Consider the following 20960-nt stretch of genomic DNA (forward strand, 5'->3'; position numbering starts at 1 on the left):
CCCTTATTCAGCCTAGACGACGCCCTCGTCGAGCAACCGATCGATCTCTTCCTCGTCGTACGCGAACTTGGCAAGCACCTTGCGGGTGTGTTCGCCCAGCCCCGGCGAGACCGATATCACCTCAAAATGATACCACCCAGTCAGCGGTTCGGCCGCTACGTGAAGCATTCGTGCCCCGTGCGTTCGTAGTGGTGATCCTTCCGGGCGACCGCTCCCGGTTTGCCGGGGGCGGGTCGCGGGTGTGCTTTCGAAGTTCCTTACTGGATTCGTCGAAACATATAACTGGAGAAGTCTCGTCGTACGGTTCTTGGTAGAGTAAGAGAATCGTTTCCATTCGATAGGCGAACTCAGTGTTCTCTTTCGGTGGAATGAGCCAATATTCAGAGCGGTGTGGCTTCAGGTCGTTTTTTAGACGCTGTCGCACTGTTTCCTCGAAGATCGAGTCGGAGTGATTGGCGTAACCTGTGAACGTCTCAGGTCAGCAAACTGCGTCTCCTGATCCCATCGATCCCGGTCTCGACGACGATGTATTCAAACGTTGCGCTGACCACTCAATCACCGCTAGCCCTCGGTAACAGTAGTTTTTGCGGCGTTGTATAGTGTGTCGATACTGCAGCCGACGTACTCACAGATTCCAGTATCTGTGTGCCCGTCATCCGCCTTTAGCAGAATCCGCGCACGTGTGTTGTCTTCGGATTTGCGTTCACCGGTCGAAATGAACCCTCCAGTGTTCTGCGTTCCTCCTCAAAGAGATTGACGACGTGTTCTTTCCTTTTCATTCGTGCAGGGAGGCTCTCAGAGAGCTTAAGCTAGCGAGTTGAGACCTGAAGCTACACTAGACGGTGCCACGCTGTAGGTCAAGTCAATAATAGTTTAGTCTCGAACCTTATCAATCCCCTCAGCAACGTCCTTCGCCTGAATATCGGAATACGACTCATGCGTTGTCTCGATGGATTTGTGACGAAGAGCCGACTGTGCCAACTCCGAATGGCCTTTTTCGTACAATTCAGCTCCTAACGCCCGTCTCGCGCCATGGGGTTTCAGATAGTCATCATCCTCGAGTTCGATTCCAGCTTCCTTCGTGAGCCGTTTCATCACTGACCGCCCGCCAGCTTTCGTGATCGACGGCGGCGCCACCTCAGCAGTTCGAAGCGCCTCATCAATAGACATATCTGGATCAGGTTCCTCGCCAACCCTCTCACGATACGCTGCATATTTTGAGGGAGCGTGATCAGTGGGAAAGACAGGCCACTCCTCCGTCGGTGGATCCGCAACGCGTCGATATCGTTGCAACGCCCCTCGAGCATCTGACGGAAGACCCACGCGCTCGTACTGACGGGACTTTCCGAATACCTCGAGAGAGTGATTCTCGAGATCGACATCCCCCCAAGTCACCCCGTTGCGGGCGTCGTCGCGTGGATCGCGGAACAGTTCAGCGCCACGAACGCCAGCCTCGGCCAGCAGGACCACGATCGCCCGGTCTCGGTAGGCTATTTTCCGAGAGACGTCTATGGAGTCCTCGAGGGCTAAATCCACACGCTCGGTGACGTAGTTGATGAGCTGCTGGCGGTGTTCGGGTTCCCAGAACTGGCGGTTTCGATCGCCTTTGTCTTCGGGGAGGAACTCCTCTGATCGTTGTGTATTCGCTGGGTTTGCATCTATCAGTTCGTCTCGAACGCAAAACGAGAGGAACGCACGCACATATTTGAAATACGTATTCGCCGTCGACGCTGTCAGCTCCTGGTCGATATACCGCTCGCGAAGGTACATCCCGTACTCGCGAAGCGTGTTCGTCTCGAGTTGATCGACTCGCTTCACACCTTCTCCGTCACAGAAACTCGCGAATTCAGTGAGCGGCGAGCGCATCGTCGACCGGGAGCCGCCCGAGTCCAGCGATCCGAGATAGCGCGAAACCGCCTCCTCGACAGTCCTCCCCCCGCGGTCAGCCCGTCGATCAGTCGATCCAGACATTCACTTGTGGGGTACAGTGTCGACCCACATAAATCTACTTTGTTAAACTGGTGTTTAACGAAGTGAATTCTGTATCGACTATTCCAGCCATTTTCGGTGTGCTCGAGTGCCCTACGACTCAAAATCCAGATCTATAAATCATATAGTGCTATATAAAATTTGCCAGTGCAGAAGAGGAGACGGCAGGACGGTTAGGGAGTCTACGTTCGTAATTTGGAACGAAGTATTCAACTTCCACTTGAATCTTGGTATGTGAGAATAACAAGCATAATTCACGATCGAACCTCCTCAATCGGTATCGATATCAGACATCGTTATCTTCTCAGCACCTTCCAAGCATTCAGTGAACCGTTGCTCTGCCCAAGTTATCGCTTCAGGGGTATTATTTCGTACGTTGAACGTTACCGTATTCTTCTCGTGTTTCATTAATATTGCATACGAATCTATGTCAGTCTCTGCAATCGTAATTGTATACGGTATTTGACTAGTTGCGCGAAACAATTCAAACTGATCCGATTGAATCAGTTGTTTTGTTTCTGTTTTGTACGTATTCAGCAGAGCATTGGCTACATCTTCGGAAACTACTATGGTCGTTTCATGGTATTCATTTTCGAGAAGTAATTCGTGTGCCACGAGATAACTGGAAGCGATTCCATCTAGCACGCTGCGAACGCTGGTCGAATTTTGAATGATCCGCCTGTTCTTATGGCTCGCCGCATCCAGCGTGTATGGTTGATTGAAAAAAATCTCAGCATCCTCGAATATAGGGGATTGAAACGAAATCGAATCAGCGACTTTCATATGAACGAGTTGTCGGTCACACAGTGACTCAAGTTGGTCTAGGTAACTGGCATACTCATATACGACGCGCTCACCGAAATCTGTCAATTGGTACTGGTCATCTCTTCGTTCGAGAATATGTAACTCAACGAACGTGGTTACAGCTCGGTGGACTGTTGATTGGGAACTCTCGACGTGCTTACTGAGTTCCTTCTGTGTCATTGGACGGTCTTTCAACAGGCTCAGAATCTGAAATCGTTGTGGGAGAATTTCTACAAGGGTGGACGCCAATGACTCCTCAGACATTGTGTGGTAATTAGAGACACCCTCAAAAATAGTTTACGTGAGAATGAGAGGAGAAGGTCGGTCGATCAACAGAAGTACAACGGCTAGTAATACTAATCTACAATCGAACTCGAAAGTTGCCACTATTATTCGTCACGTTTGAGCGGTCGCTGCAGTATGCGTTCATTCGTAACTTGGACTGCAAAACAAGCTTATGATGATTTAAAAAACATGTATTTAAACTGTTATTCTGGGTAAAATCGACCAACTATTTCCAGAGCAGATGTGTGTTGGCATATTCACTTTCAAACGTGGCTCCATTCGGACAAGGGATAGGTAGAAACAGTATCGAACGACTGCACCATATTTGTAGATATGGATTAACTCCGTGGTAGCTCACCTCCTCTGTTGTGAGTATTCTCCAGAAATGTACATTCTGTGATAGAGATTACTGCATTTGATTCGTACCAAAGTGCGTATGGTGGGATGTTTCTTATTTGTTTTCAACCAATAATTATTAATAGTGTTATTGACGTACTATATCGCTCGACTAGTAGTGTTTGAAACTCGATTGAAAGTATAATAATGTAAGGACATATATTATTTATACGATTCCACACCTTTTATTGTGTCTATCTTATGTCATTAGGTTATCTACCTGTTGAACAATTTCTGATTCGGTGTTGGTAGCTACCAACATTCCGTTCAAAGTTCCCTCAACGATTAATTTACTACTGACCGTTCTTGGCGCGGAAGACGGCAGTCGATCGGTTGACGAACCACACCGTTCGACTTCGAGTGTAACGGTCATTCCAAAAGTCACCGTTTCAGGTTTTATATTCGGAAGACGGCCCGTAACTGAAATCGGGCCGAACGCGGCAATTCCGAGCAGTATCGGTACTTCGTCGCTGAACGGTGTCGCTCCAACGTTTGTCATCGTGTAGGAACGGAGTTTACCAGTCGAAGGGAGCTGTCGCTGGTCGATGTTTTCGCCACATGATGGACATCCCTGCCGCGGCGAGAGTGAGGCGTGGCCGTCCGGGCACTCGAGATAATACCCGTCACCCGTTTCGACGGCATCAAGCCACGTCTCGAGACCTCATTCGCCAGTCATTCGACCACCTCGAGAATAGTGACCGTCGCCGAGGCAACGGTTCCACCGGCGTTGTGTGCGAGCCCAGTCGTTGCGTCTGGCACGGTGTTCGCGTTCATATGGCGACCGTTCAAGAGTTTCGTAAGCTCAACGACTTGTGCAACGCTGGTTGCACCGACGGGGTGGCCCTTCGCTTTAAGGCCTCCCGAGAGGTTGACCGGAAGCGATCCGTTCGACCAAGTTTCGCCGTCTCGAGCAGCCCGATAACCAGTGCCGATGTCGTAGAAACCCAAACCCTCAATATCGAGGATTTCCGCGATAGTAAAGCAATCGTGGACTTCCGCGACGTCGATGTCAGTCGGTTCGATTCCGGCTTGTCTGTACGCTGCGCTTGCGGCCGCTGATGTCGCTGGTGTTTCGATCAGCGAGTCCCGTGCCTGCAGCGCGAGTCTATCGCTCGCCTGCCCCGTTCCGGTGATCATCGTCGGCGCCGACCATCCGTGCGACGCAGCGAACGCGTCACTGACAAGGACGATCGCACTTGCGCCGTCGGTCACCGGACACGCGTCGTACAACCCGAGCGGATCCGAGATAATGGGTGCAACGAGAACGTCGTTGACAGCTATCTCGTGCTGGAACTGAGCGATCGGATTGTCGACGGCATGTGCGTGGTTCTTGACGGCAACGTGAGCCAGATCCTCGCGGTCCGCTCCGAACGTCTCGAGGTATGTTCGCGCCATGAGCGCGTACGCTCCTGGGAAGGTCATTCCAGCACGTGTTTCCCACTGTTCGTCTGCCGCAAGCGCCAGCGCATCGGTCGCTTCGGCGGTGTCGAGGTGGGTGAGAGTTTCCGCGGCACCGACAAGGACCGCTTCGGATCGCCGATACCCCCTGTCGGAGCGCCACACCGCCGGATGCACACGCGGATTCCACGCGGGTCGCGGGAGCGTTGACGCCAGCGGCCGCCGCCATCATCGGTCCGTAGTGACCCTGCGATTCGGCGACTTCACCGGCGAAGTTCGCGACGATGACCTCGTCGATCGCGCCGGGTGGAACAAACGCATCGGAAAGTGCGCTTCTCGCAGCATCGGCGAACAGGTCGCGGGTAGTTTGTCTCTCATGTTCGCCGAACGGTGTCGTTCCACCGCCAGCGATTCGCACCGTCGACATCGAGTTATCGCACCTCCGCGGGAACCGGTCCAGGGCTGGCAGTCGAAATCTGACTTCTAGTTCGCTCACTCGAACCAATCGTCATCGTACCTCCTCGAGCGCGTCGAGCGCCGACGGGTTCTCGATGCTCGACCGGTCGCCGATATTCTCGCCGACGTGGATAGCCTCCACAATTCGGCGAACGATCTTCCCGGACTGGGTCTTTGGAAGTTCGTTTACGAACACTACTTCGTTAGGACGGAACGGCTTCCCCTGTTGTTCACCGACGAGCGTCCGGATGTCGTTCCGAAGCGACTCTGACTCATCAGACTTGGTCTCCACGATCGTGTAAAGGACGACGGCAGTGCCGGTCCTCTCGTCGGGAATGCCAATCGCAACTGCCTGATTGACGGCGTCGTGTTCCATCGCAGCGCTTTCGATCTCCGCGGGTCCGACCTTGCGGCCGGCGACGTTGAGGGCGTCGTCGGCCCGACCGTGGAGGAACCAGTAGCCGTCCTCGTCGCGCTGGGCCCAATCGCCGTGATCCCACAGCGGCGGGTCCTCAAACGTTGACCAATACTCCTCTCCGTAGCGGTCGTCGCCAGCCCAGAGCGATTTCGTCATCGAGGGACAGGAGTCTCTGGCCACGAGGAAGCCGCGTTCATTATCGTTTTTCACGGACTTCCCATCGCTATCGACGATGTCGATGTCCATGCCGAGACCCGGCCCCCCGAGTGAGCAGGGTTTCAGAGACTGGATCGGCATCGGCATCAGGAAACAGCCCATGATCTCCGTTCCGCCGGAAATGTTGATGATCGGGCACTCTTCGTTCCCAACGCGCTCGTAGAACCACAGCCAGGACTCGAGGTCCCACGGTTCCCCGGTCGAGCCGAGAATTCGGAGCGAGGAGAGGTCGTGGCCCTCGAGCCACTCGTCCCCGTGCTCGCGGAGCGCTCGAATCGCAGTCGGAGAGATACCAAACTGCGTCAGTTCGTGGCTATCAATCATCTCCCAGAACCGATCTGGCTGGGGGTAGTCGGGTGCTCCCTCATACATGAACACCGTGCCGCCGAAGGTGTGGGTACCGATGAGCGTCCACGGCCCCATCATCCAGCCAATATCAGAGACCCAGCAGAAACGATCGTCGGCCATGAGGTCGAACCCGAAGTGGACTTCCTTCGCCGCCTGAACGAGTGGACCTGCGTGGGAGTGCACGATCCCTTTCGGCATTCCGGTCGTCCCGGAGGAGTACAGCAACATCGACGTATGGGAGGCTTCGAGTTCGGACGTCTTGTAGTTCACTGAGCGGGTAGCGACGCTTTCCTTCCACCAGTGATCGGTTTCACCGGTCCATGGCACCTCAACATCGATCTCAGGAGTTCTCGAGCCGAGCCGCTTGTAGACGATCGTGTGTTCTACGTAGCCGGCCTTTTCGAGCGCCTCATCAGCTGCGGACTTGAGGCCAACAGGATTGCCCCGGCGATAGAACCCGTCCGCGGTGAACAGCACGGAACACTCGCTGTCGGCGATTCGGCTAGCAGTCGCGTCGACCCCGAACCCGGAGAAGATGGGAACGGCGATGGCGCCAACTTTGAAACAGCCGTAGAGGATTGACACCACTTCGGGAACCATCGGCATGTACAGTCCGACGGTGTCACCTGCGCCGACGCCACGCGCCTCGAGTTCGTTCGCAACCTGATTCGCTTGGCGGTGAAGTTCGTTATAGGTTACTCTTCTTATATTTCCACCTTCACCTTCCCAGAGGCAGGCAATCGAATTTTGGGTCTCGCTGTCCGTTCCGGCGTGTCGATCCAACACGTTGTGAGCGATGTTGATCGTCCCATCGGGATACCACGTCGTGAACTGCGGTTCATTCGTGCCATTACGAACCGTGTCGAACTCTCGATAAAATTCGATGTCGAGGTAGTCGACGATTTCCTCCCAGAACCAGTCGATTCCGGACGCGTTTACGCCTGGGACATCCTTGGTCGTCCGTGCGATCAATTCATCGTAGTTGTCGATGTCATATGTCTGCATGAACGCCCAGACGTTCGTCGATTCGATGAACGGTTCGCTGGGCTCATGGACGATATCGTCCTGTGTCACTGAAGTTTCTTTCATGGTTGCTGTCAGTGTAGTTTGTTCTGTTGAATTCTTTTTTGTACGCACTACGTGTTCTTACTCGCTTTCAACGACGCGGTGGGTGAGCGTGCCGATTCCCTCGACCTCAAGTTCGATCGTATCACCGGCTTCAATCCACCGATCGAGATCCATGCAACAGCCGCCGGGGATCGTTCCACAGCCGAAAACGTCTCCCGGCTGCAGGATTTCTCCTCTCGAGGCATGTTCGATCATGTCTCCCCAAGAGTGGTGCATTTCGGCGAGACTTCCGGTCATCCACTCCTCGCTGTTGACTCGCGTGCGGACGGTCGCGCCGTCGGCATCGAACGCGTCGGCCGTCACGAAGTACGGTCCGAACCCATTGGCGAAGTCCTTTCCCTTCGCCGGTCCGAACGGCATCTCCATCTCCTCGAACTGGGCATCCCGCGCACTGAAATCGTTGAAGATCGTGAACCCGGCCACGTGCTCATTGGCGTCCGCAGCATCGATGTTTTCGCCAGGGGTTCCGATGACAGCCGCGACCTCTAATTCGAAGTCGAGCGAGTCCTCCCAGACAGGCCAAGTGACGTCAGTGTCGGGATGGACAATGCTGTCGGGGTTTCCTTTGTAGTAGACCGGTAGTTCGTACCAGACATCGGGCTTCTCGTGGTCCGCGGCATGGTCCTCGAAGACGGAAAAGTCCCGGATCGAGGTCGGTCGGGTGAGCGGGCTCAACAACCGAATCGTATCCTCATTTTCTTCGTACACAATTCTGGCACCGTCGGGCGCCCGAACTGTTTCGTCGGGAAATCTCGCGTCGTACACGGCTTGTGCAGCCTCGAAGGCGTCCTCGCCCATCCGAAGGAACTCAAGGAGATTCGCCGGCGCGAGACACTTCGCACGCGCGGTCGGTTGCCTTACACCCTCGGTTTCGAGAACGCGTGCGTACCCGGCGGTCACGTCGAGGAGCGATGAGCCGTCGACGACACCGAGGCGACGACGCCGTCCGACGTCAGTGGTGACCTCAAACGTGGCGAGCTTCATGCGTCCTCCACGAACGCGAGCGGTCGCACCCAGCCGCCGCTTCCGTCTTCGATCTGTGTCGGAACCGCCAAGAACGGAATACCGGTCCCTTGCGGAAGTTCATCGAGGTTCGTCAGCTTTTCGATCTGGCAGTACTCGACATCTCGGCCGGCGAAATGTGCCGGCCAGAGTTCGTCGCTGTCACCCGTTTCCTCGAAGCGACGGCCCATCTCGACGAACGGCTTGTCGAGGCCGTAGGCGTCGGTTCCGATCACCTTCACCCCTCGTTCGACGAGATACGTCGTCCCTTCGGCGCTCATTCCGGGGAACTCGGTGAGGTACTCGGCCGTCCCCCAGCGCTCGTCAGCACCGGTGTGGAGCAGGACGATATCATCCGGAGACAGTTCGTGATCGTACTTCGCGAGTTGCTCCTCGAGTTCGGCTTTGCTGATCTCGGTTCGGGGTTCCTTCCACGTAAAATCGAGAACGATGGCCTCGCCGATACCCCACTCGACGGGGACCTCATCGATGGTCTTCGCAGGTTCGCCGTCGACCTCGGGGCCGTAGTGCCACGGTGCATCCATGTGAGTCGACGTGTGCGGGGCAGCGGTGATGAATTCCGCCGCCATCCCAAGCCCATCAGGGAAATCCTCAGGGTCGACGTCGAACCCCTGCCCTTGCAACGGCTCCGCGAGCGTTTTTGCTCCGTCCTCGTGATTTTCATATTCGATTTCCGGTGGCCACGGTTCGCTTTCGACATCCGCTTGGATTGGTATACTGAGGTCTACGATGCGAACGTCTCCTGAGACTAGCTTGTTCCACATATGTCGTGAGAAACCAACACACACATATAATTGTAGTGAATCCGTCAATCATTGCTGGTCCAGTCCGGCCTTACACCATCCCCTCCGTACACGCATTTCGGCGAATCACGACAGGAGATCGAGCGCATTCTCACCGAGGATACGGTGAGATGCAGATTCCGGCGTGACTTCCTCTACAGTCGTCGCCATGGTTCGGACCTCGTTCGGCGAACGCGGTTCATACGGTGCGTCGGTCGCGAAGAGGATCTGTGACGGAGGAAACACCTCGAGCGCGGCGCGGATCGGCGCAGCGTAACCGAAGAACCCGCATGTATCGATGTGGATTCGATCAGCCAACGTTTGCTCGAACTCGTCGAATCCGACCGTCGCTTCCTGATTCGGCCATCGGCCGGGATCCAACTGGACGTGAACACGGCCGAGCATGCTCGCGACGTTGCCGCCGAGATGGTGATAGACGAGCGTGAGATTCGGGTACCGCTCGAGTACGCCGTCGTGAATCACCTTACAGAGACTCTCACAGAGTGCCACTTCGCGCCCGAATATCGCGTTGAGGCGATACGTTTCGTCGAGCGCGTCTGGATGCACGGAGTCGTCGAGTTTCGGGTGAACAAGCAGTGGTGCCCCCGTCCGATCCGCGACCTTGAGGATCGGTTCGACGGCAGGATCCGTGAGTTCGATGCCGTCGCTCTTCGTTTCGAGTGCACCACCGGCGTACCCGTTTTCGAGACAGCGTTCGAACTCTCGAGCGGCGGTATCGCCGCCTGCTGCGGTCGGGATCGCCGCAAGCCCGTAGAGATTCGAGTGGTCGTCGATATCCTCGAGAAGAGCGTCGTTTGCGTCGGTAGTGCGGTTGGGGTCTCCATGGCCGATGTAGAACGGCTGGGAGAGCGCCGCACCGTCGACCCCGGCGTCCTCGTACCAGCGTGCGAGTTCGGCGACGTCCGTGTGGTGCGATCCAACGGCCGAGTTTAGCTGACGAATCGGTTCCGGTGCGGTTCGTTCCGGGTGGACGTGGCCACCGAAATCGAACGTATACTCACTAACCTCGTTGCTGTCACAAGTTGCCATAGTTCATGATTCTCGTGGGGGTACATAATTGCACCTGCTATGGCTGATCCGACTCAACCGTATCGATCACCCGGTCACTCGTCGCGGTTCGCAGACGTCGAACCGACGGATCAACTGATCGAAGAGAACCGACCCGAATGTTTACTACCGATCACGAAACATGTACGGTCGTGATGTCAGCGTTACTCACAGACGCAACTGCAGTCGTTACCGGAGCTACCAACGGTATCGGACGAGGGATTGCCTTCTCGTTGGCGAGACACGGAGCCGATGTTGTCGTCGCCGACGTGGACCGCGAACCGAGACGAGACGATTTGGCGCCGACCGACAGGGCAATCGAGCGCGAAACGGACGCAACCGCGGCTTTCAGCGAGTGCGACGTTACCCGGTACGATGACGTTGTGGCTGCGTGTGACGTTGCCGAGGAGTTCGGAGGGGTCGACGTGATGGTGAACAACGCAGGGATCTTTCGAGACGTCGGCTTCGTGGATACCACGAGCGAGGATTTCGACAGCGTCGTCGTGGTCAACCTCAAGGGGACGTTCTATGGCTGTCAGGTGGCTGCGGAACGAATGCGAGGAACCGACAGCGGATCGATCATCAACGTTACCAGCGTCGGGGCAGAAACTGGCTTCGAAGGCGGCGCCGTGTACTGTGCGTCGAAAGGCGGCGTAAAGTCGATGACCTTCGCTCTGGCCGAGACGCTCGGACCGTCGATTCGGGTGAACGCGCTCGAGCCGGGATATACCGACAGTACGGGCTTCGCCACGGACACAGAAGAAATGAAGAGACAGCGCGGAAACGAAACGGCACTCGGCCGTCTCGCCACGCCCCGTGACGTCGGTGACACAGCAGTGTTTCTGGCAAGTGACCTCGCCGAATACGTTACCGGCGAATCTCTTCTGGTCGATGGCGGCTGGGTACACACCAGAGGGAGCTACGACTGAGCGCATCCAGTTCGACACAGGTTGTTCGATGGATTCTGGCAAGGGTAGCGACCTTCGTCACGATGGTGGCCGTTTACGGCGTGGCGGAACTGTCGGGTGCACCGAAGTTACAGTTGATGGTGGCCCCCGTCGACGAGCAGGTTGTGTCCAGTGATATATCGGGCCTCCTCGGAGGCGAGGAACGCGACGGCGTTCGCGACATCCTCGGGTTCGCCGAGGTACGGCGTCGCGACAGTGTCCAGGAATTCGTCTACGCCGTCTTCGACCATCGACTCGAGCCTGGCCGTATCGATTGGACCCGGGCAGACGGCGTTTACGGTGACACCGCGATCGCTGTAGTCGACCGCGAGTTGGCGCGTCAGGTTCGACACGCCGCCCTTCGAGGCGCTGTAGGCCGGTCTGTCCTGGCCGCCGCTGAGTCCGCGTTCCGAGGAGATATTGACGATACGACCGTTCGGACTCTCCTCCAGATGTGACAGTGCGTGCTTCGAACAGAGGAAGGTTCCGGTGAGGTTTACGTCGAGGACCGTCTGCCAGTCCTTGAGGGTCGTCTCCGTCGCGGAGGTTCGGGCCGCAGTCCCCGCGTTGTTCACGAGGATATCGAGCCGCCCGAACTCGTCGACGGTCGCCTCGATCAGGTCACGGACGTCCGCTTCGTCGGAAACGTCTGCCTCCTGATAGCGCGCCTTCCCACCGGCCTCGCGAATTGCTTCGGCCGTCGTTCCGACTTCGCGCTCGAGGCGGGTTTTCTCAGTTATGTCAGCGACGACGATCGTAGCGCCGTCGTCAGCGAGTTTCGTCGCGATTGCTCGTCCGATACCGGTCGATCCACCCGTAACGATGGCGACGCTGTTCGCGAATCGCATGTTCGACGACGGATACAGGGGCAACCTACATAAAATTGCACGAGGGCGGACTGGCGTTGCCAGCGACGGCTGCCGGTCCAGCCTCGAATTCCGAACGCGTTACCGTACCAGACAGTGTCCTGTGTGTGGTTACTCGGGTGCCACGACTTCGTTACGGAGGGTCCCCGCGTTCCCCGCGGTCACCTCGACGACATCACCCGGCTCGAGCGCGAGCGGCGTCGTATCGGTGCCCCAGTCCTCGTACGAGATGTCCTCGCTGGCGGTTCCGGGCGGGGTCCCCGTCGCGATTACGTCTCCCGGATGGAGCGTGAAGAACTCGGAGGCCGTCGCGATGAGCTCTTCGATGGGGAAAAAGAGGTCCGAAGTGTCCGACTGCTGGCGAACCTCGCCGTTGACGCGCGTCTCGACGCTGATCGGCTCGTCAAGTTCTGTCTCGAGGTACGGGCCGATCGGTCCGAACGTGTCGATGGACTTGCCGCGAGACATGAAGTGTTCGCGGTCGAGCCAGTCACGGGAACTCACGTCGTTGAAGCCGGTGTATCCCGCGACGTACTCGAGGGCCTCGTCCTGGGAGACGTCCGAACACTCGGCACCGATAACCACGGCGACCTCTCCTTCGTAATCGAGGAAGTTTACCGTCTCGTGTTTCACGATCGGCTCCTCGTGGACGATGAGCGAACTCCGTAGTTTTGGGAAAAGCGTCGGAAAGTCTGGCTTCGGAAAGTCCTCGCCGGTAATGGCCTCGACGTGTTCCCCGTAGTTCATCCCCGCTGCGAGGACCTTCGACGGCTCACACGGCGGCAAGAGCTCTACCGCTTCGGGATCGAATCGCCGACCGTTCGAATAGTATCCATCGTCGCGGACAGTTCCAGAGTAGACGCTCTCCTGACTCCTGAATCTGACTTTCAGCATATCTTCGTAGGGGATCTTCTAGGTTATAATTGTTTTTATTCGAATCAAATACATGTCTTCGGACAGTCTCTCCGCTCACCGGTTCGTAAACGCACAGAACGAACGATTGGTGTCGCCGTGGTTCCGAATTTCGGGAGATTGGGTCCAGTCCGTTAGAACCCGAGAGTCAGGTCCTCTCTAACCTGTTGTTTCATCGCCTCTGCCGGGGCATGACGCATCTTTTCGATATGATCGGCTCCCTCGCTGATTGCTCCCAGCCCGTTTCGACGCGATCGTTCGACGAACTCGCTGGCGCGTTCGATACGAACGGATTCGTACCACTCCTGGGCGTCCTCGAGCGAATCGTGTTCGTCGAGCGCGATCGAGAGCGCGAGTGCATCTTCGATCGCCATCCCACCTCCCTGAGCAGCGTGGGGTGTCATGCCGTGGGAAGCATCGCCGAGCAGCGTTACGTCCCCTTTCGACCAGGTTTCCATCGGCGGCACGTACGGCGCATCGACGGATTTTATCGAATCGACCGGTGTCGCGTCGATCATTTCGCCGACGCGGTCGGGTTTGGACGCGGCGCGTTCGAGCAACCCATCTTTGACATCGGCCGGATCTTTCGATTCAATCTCCTCGCTGTGCATCGTGTAGAACCAGTATCCCTTCCGGGTATCGGCCTCGAGCGGGACGTAACCTACGTGGCCGTCCTCGGCGAACACGTTCCAGAGCTTGTCCTCGACTTCGGCCGGCGGTCGCCACTCCGGGAGTCCGCGATGCGTGACACAGTCGAGGTACTCGAGCGAGTGACCCGGGAAGAGCGATTCTCTAACGGCCGAGTTGATACCGTCGGCGCCGACGGCGAACGCCGCGTCGACGTCGGTGCCGTCGGCGAACTGCACGGTGACCGAGTCACCGTCCTGTTCGACGCCGATACACTCTTTGCCCATCGTGATGTTCTCCTCGCCGATCTTCGAGACGAGAATTTCCTGAAACTTGGATCGATATATCCCGTGCACCCTGAAGCCGAACTCGTCCTCGAACTCGGTCCAGTCGTTCTCCATGACGAACTCGTCGCTCGCGTCGCGGACGGAATAGCCAGCGTGACTGGCGCCGTGTTTCTGGACGTCGGCTGCAAGGCCGAGGCGGTCAAGCGCCTGCATCGTGTTGATCTGCCAGATGATTCCCGCCCCGGCGGGTTTGTATTCGTCAGTCGCTTCGTAAACGTGGAAGTCGATTCCGCGTTGCTTGAGCCCCACTGCGAGCGAGAGGCCGCCGATACCGCCACCGATGATCGTTGCTTCGGTCATGATTACTCTTCTCTTCGTATGTTGTCGTTCCGTGTATTGCTGGTCGCCCTGTGCTACCGATATATCCGTTCAATGGTCTTCTTCTTCTCCGAGCGGCGGGTGTGTCCCGTCCCAGAAGGTCACGATATCGTTCGGATCCTCCTCGTGAAACGTCGTCGGTGTATCCGCGTCGAGCTTCGCCACTTCGGTCGTGATCTCGACCCGGTGACCAGCAGGATCCCGGAAATACAACGAGACGTTGTTCCCGAGCACGTGCCGCGTAAAGTCGATATCGATCTCGTGACCGGCTTTCCCGAGCACGTCGACGAGCTGTTTCATGTGATTCAGGTCGGTCATCTGCCAGGCGATGTGGTGGAGGCCAGTTTGCTCCCGAGTCGGCGCCACGATCAACGCGACGTCGTGATGGTGGTCTCCCCACCGGGTGAACGCCATTCCCCACATGTCCGGCCCAGCCATCGCGACGTCCGAAATTTTGAATCCGAGAACGTCTCGGAGGAACTCCGCGTCCGTCTTTACGTCCGAGGACGCGAGCGTAATGTGGTCCTGTCCTTTCGGCGCGTGATGAACACCCGAATGCGGAAGCACCTGTTGACGGTCGACGTCTGGTGCTTTCTCGACGACCTCGAGTTCGATCGGGAGCCCTCCTGGAAGCGACGTTCGAATCGACCGTTGCTGTCCGGGTTCCGCACCCTCGTGAATCTCGTATTCGACGCCCGCACTGGCGAGACGAGATTCGACTGACTCGAACTCTGATTCGGTTATCCGAATCGCGAAGTGATCGATTCCGGCTGTTCCCTCCTCGAGCGCGATCGTGTGGTGGTTATCGTACAAGTCGTAGTGGGTTTCGGGGTCGGTCTCGAGACGAACAACGTCCCCCGACGACCGCCGTCGTAAGCCCATCACCTCCTCGTAAAACGAAGCTGTTTCTTCGACGTTCGGTACATACAGGTGGGCGTGTTCGAATTTTCTCACACCTGGCATATCACTCAGTGATGCACCCATTTATTTATAACTATTGTTCTATCACATACCCGACGTTGTTTGTTCGCTTTTGTGACCGATATCCCACTGCAGAGGCCCTCCACTTGCAAGCGTTCGAGTCACCGGAAAACGATGATGGAACGACACTTCATCCCATCATCTGGAATTTGGCACCAATCCACACGGATCCGCGATAGTTTCGGGGAGTAATTTCATGCAATGGGTTACCATTGTTCTAGTCCCCGGCCCCACATTCGTCCGACGACCGAACGAATTGGGCAGGTGCTACACTCACACGATTGCGACACGATACGGTGAGATTTACACTCGTACTTATGTATTACACGCTGTGACTCTTCGCGGCCGAGCCCGAACCAGCGGAGAACCCAGCGATACGTGTGCAATTTTCATCGCGTGGGATCAGCCCATCAAGTGGGAGAAATTTACCGGCCGTTCGATTGGATGCATCCCCGCGAAGCCCTGATCGATGCTCCGGTCGCGATGGGTGAGCAATTCGCCAACTGACAACCACCAGTATCGCTCGTACCGTCGATTTCTCGATGCGCCGGACCACAGGATCGGTGCTTTCGTCGATCGATTACTCGACCGTCGTATTCAGGCAAACGCAGTATGGGTATCGATTTCCTCGTCTACAGTCCGAGAGTTCCGATCTACGTGCGGTCGCGTACGACCTGTACCCGGTGCGGAGCAGCTCTCAGAAAACCTGGGAGCCCATATACCGGCACATTTATAATGTAAACCCTGTCAATAGTGTACCATGCACAGACGGAGATTCATTTGTGCCAGTGGAGCAGCGAGTGTTGGAGCAATGGCGGGTTGCCTCGGTGGAAACGATGGAGACGACGAGACGATACACATCGGGAGTCTGCACGCGCTCGCACCCCCGGTGACGGAGATCGCGGAAACAGAACAGGAAGCGGTTACCGCTGTGATCGATCGAATCAACGACGACGGCGGTATCGACGGGAGACCCGTCGAAGTTCAATTCGGCAGTACGGACTACGATGCCGCCACGGCTGCACAGGAAGCGACGCGGCTCGTCGAATCGGAAGGCGTCGACGTGCTCTACGGCGGGTTCGGTAGCCCGGACGTACACGCGGTTGCGGATTACGTCAGGAACCGCGACGACATTCCATACCTCGTCCCCGCTGGATTCGCCTCGTTAAGCAGGGAGGACTGCCACCGGTCGACGTTCACACTCGATGGCGACGAATCGATGGCATCGCGACTGGTCCTTCCGGAGATTCAGGGCCGGTCGGGGACGTCTGGCTGGTTGCACATCATCGATCACGACTGGGGGTCACAGATCGAAGACCACTTTACGAACGTCCTAGAGGAGGAATACGACGACCTCGAGATTATCGAGACGACTCGAACGGCACCGGCCGCAGGCGACTTCTCGACGGCGATTACCGAAATGATGAACGCCGACCCCGATTGGTGTTACTTCGGTGGTGGCGGGATCGATTTCATCGAGTTCGTCAATCAGGGTCAACAAAACGACTTGCAGGAAGCGGTTGACCTGTACGCCCCTCACCTAGAAATTCAAGATCTCGCAGGGGCCGGGAGTAATGCGGAAGGAATCGTCGGTGGCATTCCGTACTCCCCCACAGTCGATACGGAACTCAACCAGGAGTTCATCGAGACGTTCCAGATGGAAGGTGACGGACTGCCAAACAGTATTTCCCATACCGCGCGCAACGCTTTGTACTTGTACAAGGAGGCGGTCGAATCGGCTGGAACGACCGAGTACGAATCCGTCATCGAAGCGCTCGAGACGAGTGAAATCGAGACACCAATGGGGTCCTTGCATATCCGTGAGTGTGATCACCGGGCAATGTCGGACCTTCACGTCGGTGAAGCAGTTGTGACCGACCAGTTCGAGATTCCGATCCCGGAACCGTTTGGATCCGAAGACGGTGAGTCACTCGCCGATAGCTGTGAGGATGTCGGCTGTGAACTGTGAGAACGACATCGAAAGACTACTATAACCACAATTATGGATGTTAATTTATTCCTGAGTCAACTATTTAACGGGGTAGCGCTCGGGCTCCTCTACGTACTAGTCGCGTCTGGACTCACGCTGATCTTCGGTGTGACCGGGATATTGAACTTCGCTCACGGCGCATTGTTCATGTTGGGGGCGTTTTTCGCGGTTAGCGTCGTGAACGTTACGGGGTCGTTCTGGGTTGGGCTGTTGGTCGCGCCACTACTCGTCGGCTTCGTCGGGCTCGCACTCGAACGAACGACCATCCAACCGTTGTATCAAAAGGATATCGCCTACTCGATTCTCCTGACGTTCGGGTTGGCACTGATCATCACCGACGGCGTCGAGTTACTGTGGGGAAGTCAGCGATCGATGGATACACCGGGGCTACTGGCCGGGGCGGTACAACTCGGACCACTCTCGGTTCCCCGTTATCAGATCTTCGTGATGTGTATCGCCGCGACCGTGGCGATCGGGCTCTGGGCCTTCTTCGAACGAACCGACCTCGGCCTGGTCATGCGAGCGGGGTCCCAACGGAAAGAAACGGTTCGGCTACTGGGTATCGACATTTCGCGATCGTTCACGCTCGTGTTTGGCATCGGCTCCGGATTGGCAGGCCTAGCAGGTGTCCTAATGGGACCGATGCGGGGAGTCAACTCGGGAATGGGCGACCAGATTCTCTTCGTTGCCTTCATCGTCGTCATCCTCGGGGGCCTCGGGAGTTTCAAGGGGGCCGCGGTCGCGGGACTGGTTATCGGGATACTCGAAGCGCTCGGTCAAGCGTACGTTCCACAGCTTACGGGCTATTACATCTACATAATTCTGATAGCAACGCTTCTCGTTCGACCACAGGGACTGTACGGGTATTACGGGGAAAAAGACATCATGAAACGCTTGCCGAAGGTAGCGTTAGATCGCCACATCAAGCCACTTCCGCTCTCGGATAGTAAACTACTGTCAGTCGTCGCTCTTCTCGCTCTGTTTCCGGTCGTTACCTTGCTGGGTATCTCCGACTACTACCTGGGGATTCTCACGCTGATGCTCGTTATGGCCCTACTCGCGCTCAGCTTAGATCTCGTGCTCGGCTACCTGGGTTTACTTTCTCTCGGACACGCCGCCTTCTTCGGAATAGGTGCCTACGGTGCCAGTCTGACCGCGATCCATCTGACGAATTCACTTTTCGTGGCACTCGTCGTGGCAACCGTCTGTTCAATGATCTTCGCCTGGTTCTTCGGGCTCCTCGCAATCCGGTTCTCCGGCATTTTCTTTGCGATCATCACGCTCGCGATCGCACAAGTAGTGTACCTCGTTGCCGGCGATTGGGAGGGAGTTACCGGCGGTGAAATCGGCATGGGCGTTCCCACGTTCGAGGTTCTCGGTTACCCTCTCGAGAGTGCGACCGAGTTCTACTACGCTGCACTGGCGCTGACCATCGTCCTGTACGCTTTCGCGGTCCACATCCTTGATACGCCCTTTGGGCGAGGAATGGTCGCGATTCGCGAAGGCGAGCGACGAGCGACGTTCCTCGGATACGATACGGCGCTGTTCAAACGACGTGCACTCGTCGTGTCCGCCCCGATCGCAGCGGTTGGTGGGGTTCTCTTCGCGGGTTCACAAAGTTACGTCACCCCAACAGTCTCACACTGGCTACTGTCCGCCGAAGCCGCGCTAATCGTAATACTCGGTGGCATGGGAACGCTATTTGGACCGATGGCAGGCGCCGCGGTGTTCGTCGGAATGGAACAGCTCGTTTCGACGTACGTCGACCAGTGGCGCCTCTTGATCGGACTTCTGATCGTGCTGGTCGTACTGTTCGCACCGAGAGGATTTATCAGTATCTACGACGCCCTACGACCAGTTCTCACGCGCATTGGTATCGGCTCTAACTCTGACAATCGCGCCACCGACGTCACCGCTTCGAAGGAGGGAGAACAATGACGATCCTCGAAATAGAAAACCTCACGAAATCGTTCGGCAAACTCGTCGCCGTCGACGACGTCAGTCTCGGCGTCGAAGAAGGGACCGTTCACTCGGTAATCGGCCCCAACGGTGCCGGAAAATCGACGCTGTTTAACCTCGTAACGGGGTTGTACGAACCGACGAACGGTCGCATGACCTTCGATGGGACTGATATCACGGAACATGACCCGGATGAAATCGTTCGTCTCGGAATCGCACGCTCGTTCCAGACGTCCGATGTTTTCCCGGCGATGACCGTCAAAGAGAACGTCCTGACGGCCGCCCAGGCGGCCTCGGATCACAAGCGATCGATCCGCGTGAAGGCAAGTTCCCTCGAGGAGCACGAGCAGCGCGCAGAATCGGTACTCGCAGATATCGGACTCGAGCAGTACACTGACACCGTCGCGCGAAACTTGAGTCACGGCGACAGACGAAAGCTCGAGATTGCGCTCACGGTTGTCAACGACCCTTCAGTACTGTTGCTCGACGAACCGGCAGCCGGAATGGGAAAAGAGGAGAGTCTCGAATTGACCGAGATGATCGAGCGAATAACTACCGAACGCGGAATTACTGTCATGCTAATCGAACACGATATCGAGATTGTGATGGACATATCTGACCGGATCACCGTACTCCAAGCCGGCCAAATCATCGCGGACGGAACACCAGAAGAGGTTGGAGCAGACGAAACTGTCAGGAAGGCTTATCTCGGAACAGGCGACAAGAAGTGGCGCGGAAGCGTCGCCTCATCGAAATCTGCCGACGATACCTCTGAGGAACCGGAACAAGACGGCGACCCGCTATTGCGCGTCAATAGCCTATTCGCGGGTTACGGTCAGGGTGATATCATTCGAAACGTTTCACTCTCCGTCGAAGAAGGCGAGATTGTCTCATTAATCGGCCGAAACGGAGTCGGAAAAACGACGACGCTTCGATCGATCGCGGGCGCGCTGGAATCGCGTGGAACGGTGACGTTAGGGTCTACCGACGTTTCGAAATATTCCGACCACCAGCGTGCAACCCAGGGGATCGGGTTCGTGCCCGAAGACCGTCAGATCTTCCCGTACCTCACGGTCGAAGAGAATCTACAGATGGGAACGCTTGGTTCCGCGGAAGACGGCGTCTATACGCTTGAGGAAATCTTCGAGCAGTTCCCGCGGCTCCGGGAACGACGGCACAACCTCGGCGTTCAACTGAGCGGTGGTGAGCAACAGATGCTTGCGATCGCTCGGGTGCTCCTCAGTCCAACGGATGTCCTCTTGCTCGACGAACCAACCGAGGGTCTGGCACCCCAGATTGTCAGCGATGTCCTCGAAATCATCACCGATATTCGAGAGGAAGGAATATCAGTTCTACTCGTCGAGCAGAATCTCAACGTCGTTCTGAAAGCGGCAGACAGACATTACGTGCTCCACAACGGTGAAATTGTCTTCCAGGGGTCGCGAACTGAACTACAAGAACACAATGAGGTGGTCGATGAGTACCTGGGCATAGCTGTCGGTTCTTCGACGGACACGCTATAGTTTCCGATCTACAATTAACTGTTGGTGGTTGCTTCATGGTGGTATCATGGATAATAATCCTCGAGTATTTCGTCAGGAATCATTCTGGTGTGGACATCACAGTCCTCTCGCCGACTAAGCGCGTCTCGAGGACTGTTTGACCGTGAAGTTTCGTCCGATATTTGCGGTCGAATCCATAA

Annotated in this window: 15 protein-coding genes and 1 pseudogene; 4 read left to right on the forward strand and 12 right to left on the reverse strand. The window is 56.5% G+C overall.

Annotation, left to right across the window (positions count from 1 at the left end; all coding sequences use genetic code 11):
• Window positions 1-12 precede the first annotated feature (12 nt).
• The 8 genes and pseudogenes from QNM96_RS17450 to QNM96_RS17485 form a co-directional block, all read right to left on the reverse strand.
• Window positions 13-168 carry a hypothetical protein gene (locus QNM96_RS17450; protein WP_283837942.1) on the reverse strand — a complete coding sequence of 52 codons (156 nt, stop codon included), beginning with the start codon at window positions 166-168 and terminating at the stop codon, window positions 13-15.
• Window positions 169-873: 705 nt separating this feature from the next.
• Window positions 874-1971 (reverse strand): tyrosine-type recombinase/integrase, encoded by a 1098-nt coding sequence (locus QNM96_RS17455; RefSeq protein ID WP_283837943.1) that lies wholly within the window; start codon window positions 1969-1971, stop codon window positions 874-876.
• A 288-nt stretch (window positions 1972-2259) separates the two neighbouring features.
• On the reverse strand, window positions 2260-3057 hold the full coding sequence (locus tag QNM96_RS17460; protein ID WP_283837945.1) for a MarR family transcriptional regulator: 798 nt from the start codon (window positions 3055-3057) through the stop codon (window positions 2260-2262).
• Window positions 3058-4146: 1089 nt separating this feature from the next.
• A pseudogene (locus QNM96_RS17465) lies at window positions 4147-5299 on the reverse strand (3-ketoacyl-CoA thiolase).
• A gap of 81 nt (window positions 5300-5380) precedes the next feature.
• A complete protein-coding gene (locus QNM96_RS17470; protein WP_283837946.1) occupies window positions 5381-7399 on the reverse strand; it encodes an AMP-binding protein in 2019 nt (672 codons plus the stop codon).
• A gap of 57 nt (window positions 7400-7456) precedes the next feature.
• On the reverse strand, window positions 7457-8422 hold the full coding sequence (locus QNM96_RS17475; protein WP_283837947.1) for a fumarylacetoacetate hydrolase family protein: 966 nt from the start codon (window positions 8420-8422) through the stop codon (window positions 7457-7459).
• A complete protein-coding gene (locus tag QNM96_RS17480) occupies window positions 8419-9225 on the reverse strand; it encodes a cyclase family protein (RefSeq protein ID WP_283837949.1) in 807 nt (268 codons plus the stop codon). The genes QNM96_RS17475 and QNM96_RS17480 overlap by 4 nt, the downstream gene beginning before the upstream one ends.
• 105 nt (window positions 9226-9330) lie before the next feature.
• Window positions 9331-10293, reverse strand: a complete 963-nt coding sequence (locus tag QNM96_RS17485; RefSeq protein WP_283837950.1) for an amidohydrolase family protein — start codon at window positions 10291-10293, stop codon at window positions 9331-9333.
• Window positions 10294-10466: 173 nt separating this feature from the next.
• Between QNM96_RS17485 and QNM96_RS17490 the strand changes: the two genes are divergently transcribed.
• Window positions 10467-11240, forward strand: coding sequence for a glucose 1-dehydrogenase (locus tag QNM96_RS17490; protein WP_283837951.1), 774 nt, complete (start codon window positions 10467-10469; stop codon window positions 11238-11240).
• A gap of 107 nt (window positions 11241-11347) precedes the next feature.
• Here the strand turns inward: QNM96_RS17490 and QNM96_RS17495 are convergent, their stop codons facing one another.
• The 4 genes from QNM96_RS17495 to QNM96_RS17510 all read right to left on the reverse strand — a co-directional run bounded on the left by QNM96_RS17495 (window position 11348) and on the right by QNM96_RS17510 (window position 15291).
• Window positions 11348-12106 (reverse strand): SDR family NAD(P)-dependent oxidoreductase, encoded by a 759-nt coding sequence (locus tag QNM96_RS17495; RefSeq protein ID WP_283837952.1) that lies wholly within the window; start codon window positions 12104-12106, stop codon window positions 11348-11350.
• A gap of 129 nt (window positions 12107-12235) precedes the next feature.
• On the reverse strand, window positions 12236-13018 hold the full coding sequence (locus QNM96_RS17500; RefSeq protein WP_283837954.1) for a fumarylacetoacetate hydrolase family protein: 783 nt from the start codon (window positions 13016-13018) through the stop codon (window positions 12236-12238).
• Between the two features lie 152 nt (window positions 13019-13170).
• Complete coding sequence (locus tag QNM96_RS17505; protein ID WP_283837955.1) at window positions 13171-14310, reverse strand: FAD-dependent monooxygenase; 1140 nt, start codon at window positions 14308-14310, stop codon at window positions 13171-13173.
• Window positions 14311-14379: 69 nt separating this feature from the next.
• Entirely contained in the window at window positions 14380-15291 is a 912-nt protein-coding gene (locus QNM96_RS17510; protein ID WP_283837956.1) for a VOC family protein, read from the reverse strand.
• A gap of 829 nt (window positions 15292-16120) precedes the next feature.
• Here QNM96_RS17510 and QNM96_RS17515 point away from each other — a divergent pair.
• Genes QNM96_RS17515 through QNM96_RS22950 form a run of 3 tightly spaced genes read left to right on the forward strand, consistent with a single transcriptional unit; the run spans window position 16121 to window position 20781 of the window.
• Window positions 16121-17278 (forward strand): ABC transporter substrate-binding protein, encoded by a 1158-nt coding sequence (locus QNM96_RS17515; RefSeq protein WP_283837957.1) that lies wholly within the window; start codon window positions 16121-16123, stop codon window positions 17276-17278.
• A 33-nt stretch (window positions 17279-17311) separates the two neighbouring features.
• Window positions 17312-19237, forward strand: a complete 1926-nt coding sequence (locus QNM96_RS17520; protein ID WP_283837958.1) for an ABC transporter permease — start codon at window positions 17312-17314, stop codon at window positions 19235-19237.
• Window positions 19234-20781: an ATP-binding cassette domain-containing protein gene (locus QNM96_RS22950; RefSeq protein ID WP_345782542.1), complete on the forward strand. Its 1548-nt coding sequence runs from the start codon at window positions 19234-19236 to the stop codon at window positions 20779-20781. Before QNM96_RS17520 ends, QNM96_RS22950 begins: the two co-directional genes overlap by 4 nt.
• The last annotated feature ends 179 nt before the right edge of the window (window positions 20782-20960 follow it).

Origin of the sequence: Halostagnicola sp. A-GB9-2, from assembly GCF_030068615.1 — an archaeon.
Classification (GTDB): domain Archaea; phylum Halobacteriota; class Halobacteria; order Halobacteriales; family Natrialbaceae; genus Halostagnicola.

Excerpts from the sequence above, each read along its gene's own strand:
- QNM96_RS17450 (WP_283837942.1), bottom strand. The coding sequence starts at position 168 with ATGCTTCACGTAGCGGCCGAACCGCTGACTGGGTGGTATCATTTTGAG.
- QNM96_RS17455 (WP_283837943.1), bottom strand. The coding sequence starts at position 1,971 with ATGTCTGGATCGACTGATCGACGGGCTGACCGCGGGGGGAGGACTGTC.
- QNM96_RS17460 (WP_283837945.1), bottom strand. The coding sequence starts at position 3,057 with ATGTCTGAGGAGTCATTGGCGTCCACCCTTGTAGAAATTCTCCCACAA.
- QNM96_RS17470 (WP_283837946.1), bottom strand. The coding sequence starts at position 7,399 with ATGAAAGAAACTTCAGTGACACAGGACGATATCGTCCATGAGCCCAGC.
- QNM96_RS17475 (WP_283837947.1), bottom strand. The coding sequence starts at position 8,422 with ATGAAGCTCGCCACGTTTGAGGTCACCACTGACGTCGGACGGCGTCGT.
- QNM96_RS17480 (WP_283837949.1), bottom strand. The coding sequence starts at position 9,225 with ATGTGGAACAAGCTAGTCTCAGGAGACGTTCGCATCGTAGACCTCAGT.
- QNM96_RS17485 (WP_283837950.1), bottom strand. The coding sequence starts at position 10,293 with ATGGCAACTTGTGACAGCAACGAGGTTAGTGAGTATACGTTCGATTTC.
- QNM96_RS17490 (WP_283837951.1), top strand. The coding sequence starts at position 10,467 with ATGTCAGCGTTACTCACAGACGCAACTGCAGTCGTTACCGGAGCTACC.
- QNM96_RS17495 (WP_283837952.1), bottom strand. The coding sequence starts at position 12,106 with ATGCGATTCGCGAACAGCGTCGCCATCGTTACGGGTGGATCGACCGGT.
- QNM96_RS17500 (WP_283837954.1), bottom strand. The coding sequence starts at position 13,018 with ATGCTGAAAGTCAGATTCAGGAGTCAGGAGAGCGTCTACTCTGGAACT.
- QNM96_RS17505 (WP_283837955.1), bottom strand. The coding sequence starts at position 14,310 with ATGACCGAAGCAACGATCATCGGTGGCGGTATCGGCGGCCTCTCGCTC.
- QNM96_RS17510 (WP_283837956.1), bottom strand. The coding sequence starts at position 15,291 with ATGCCAGGTGTGAGAAAATTCGAACACGCCCACCTGTATGTACCGAAC.
- QNM96_RS17515 (WP_283837957.1), top strand. The coding sequence starts at position 16,121 with ATGGCGGGTTGCCTCGGTGGAAACGATGGAGACGACGAGACGATACAC.
- QNM96_RS17520 (WP_283837958.1), top strand. The coding sequence starts at position 17,312 with ATGGATGTTAATTTATTCCTGAGTCAACTATTTAACGGGGTAGCGCTC.
- QNM96_RS22950 (WP_345782542.1), top strand. The coding sequence starts at position 19,234 with ATGACGATCCTCGAAATAGAAAACCTCACGAAATCGTTCGGCAAACTC.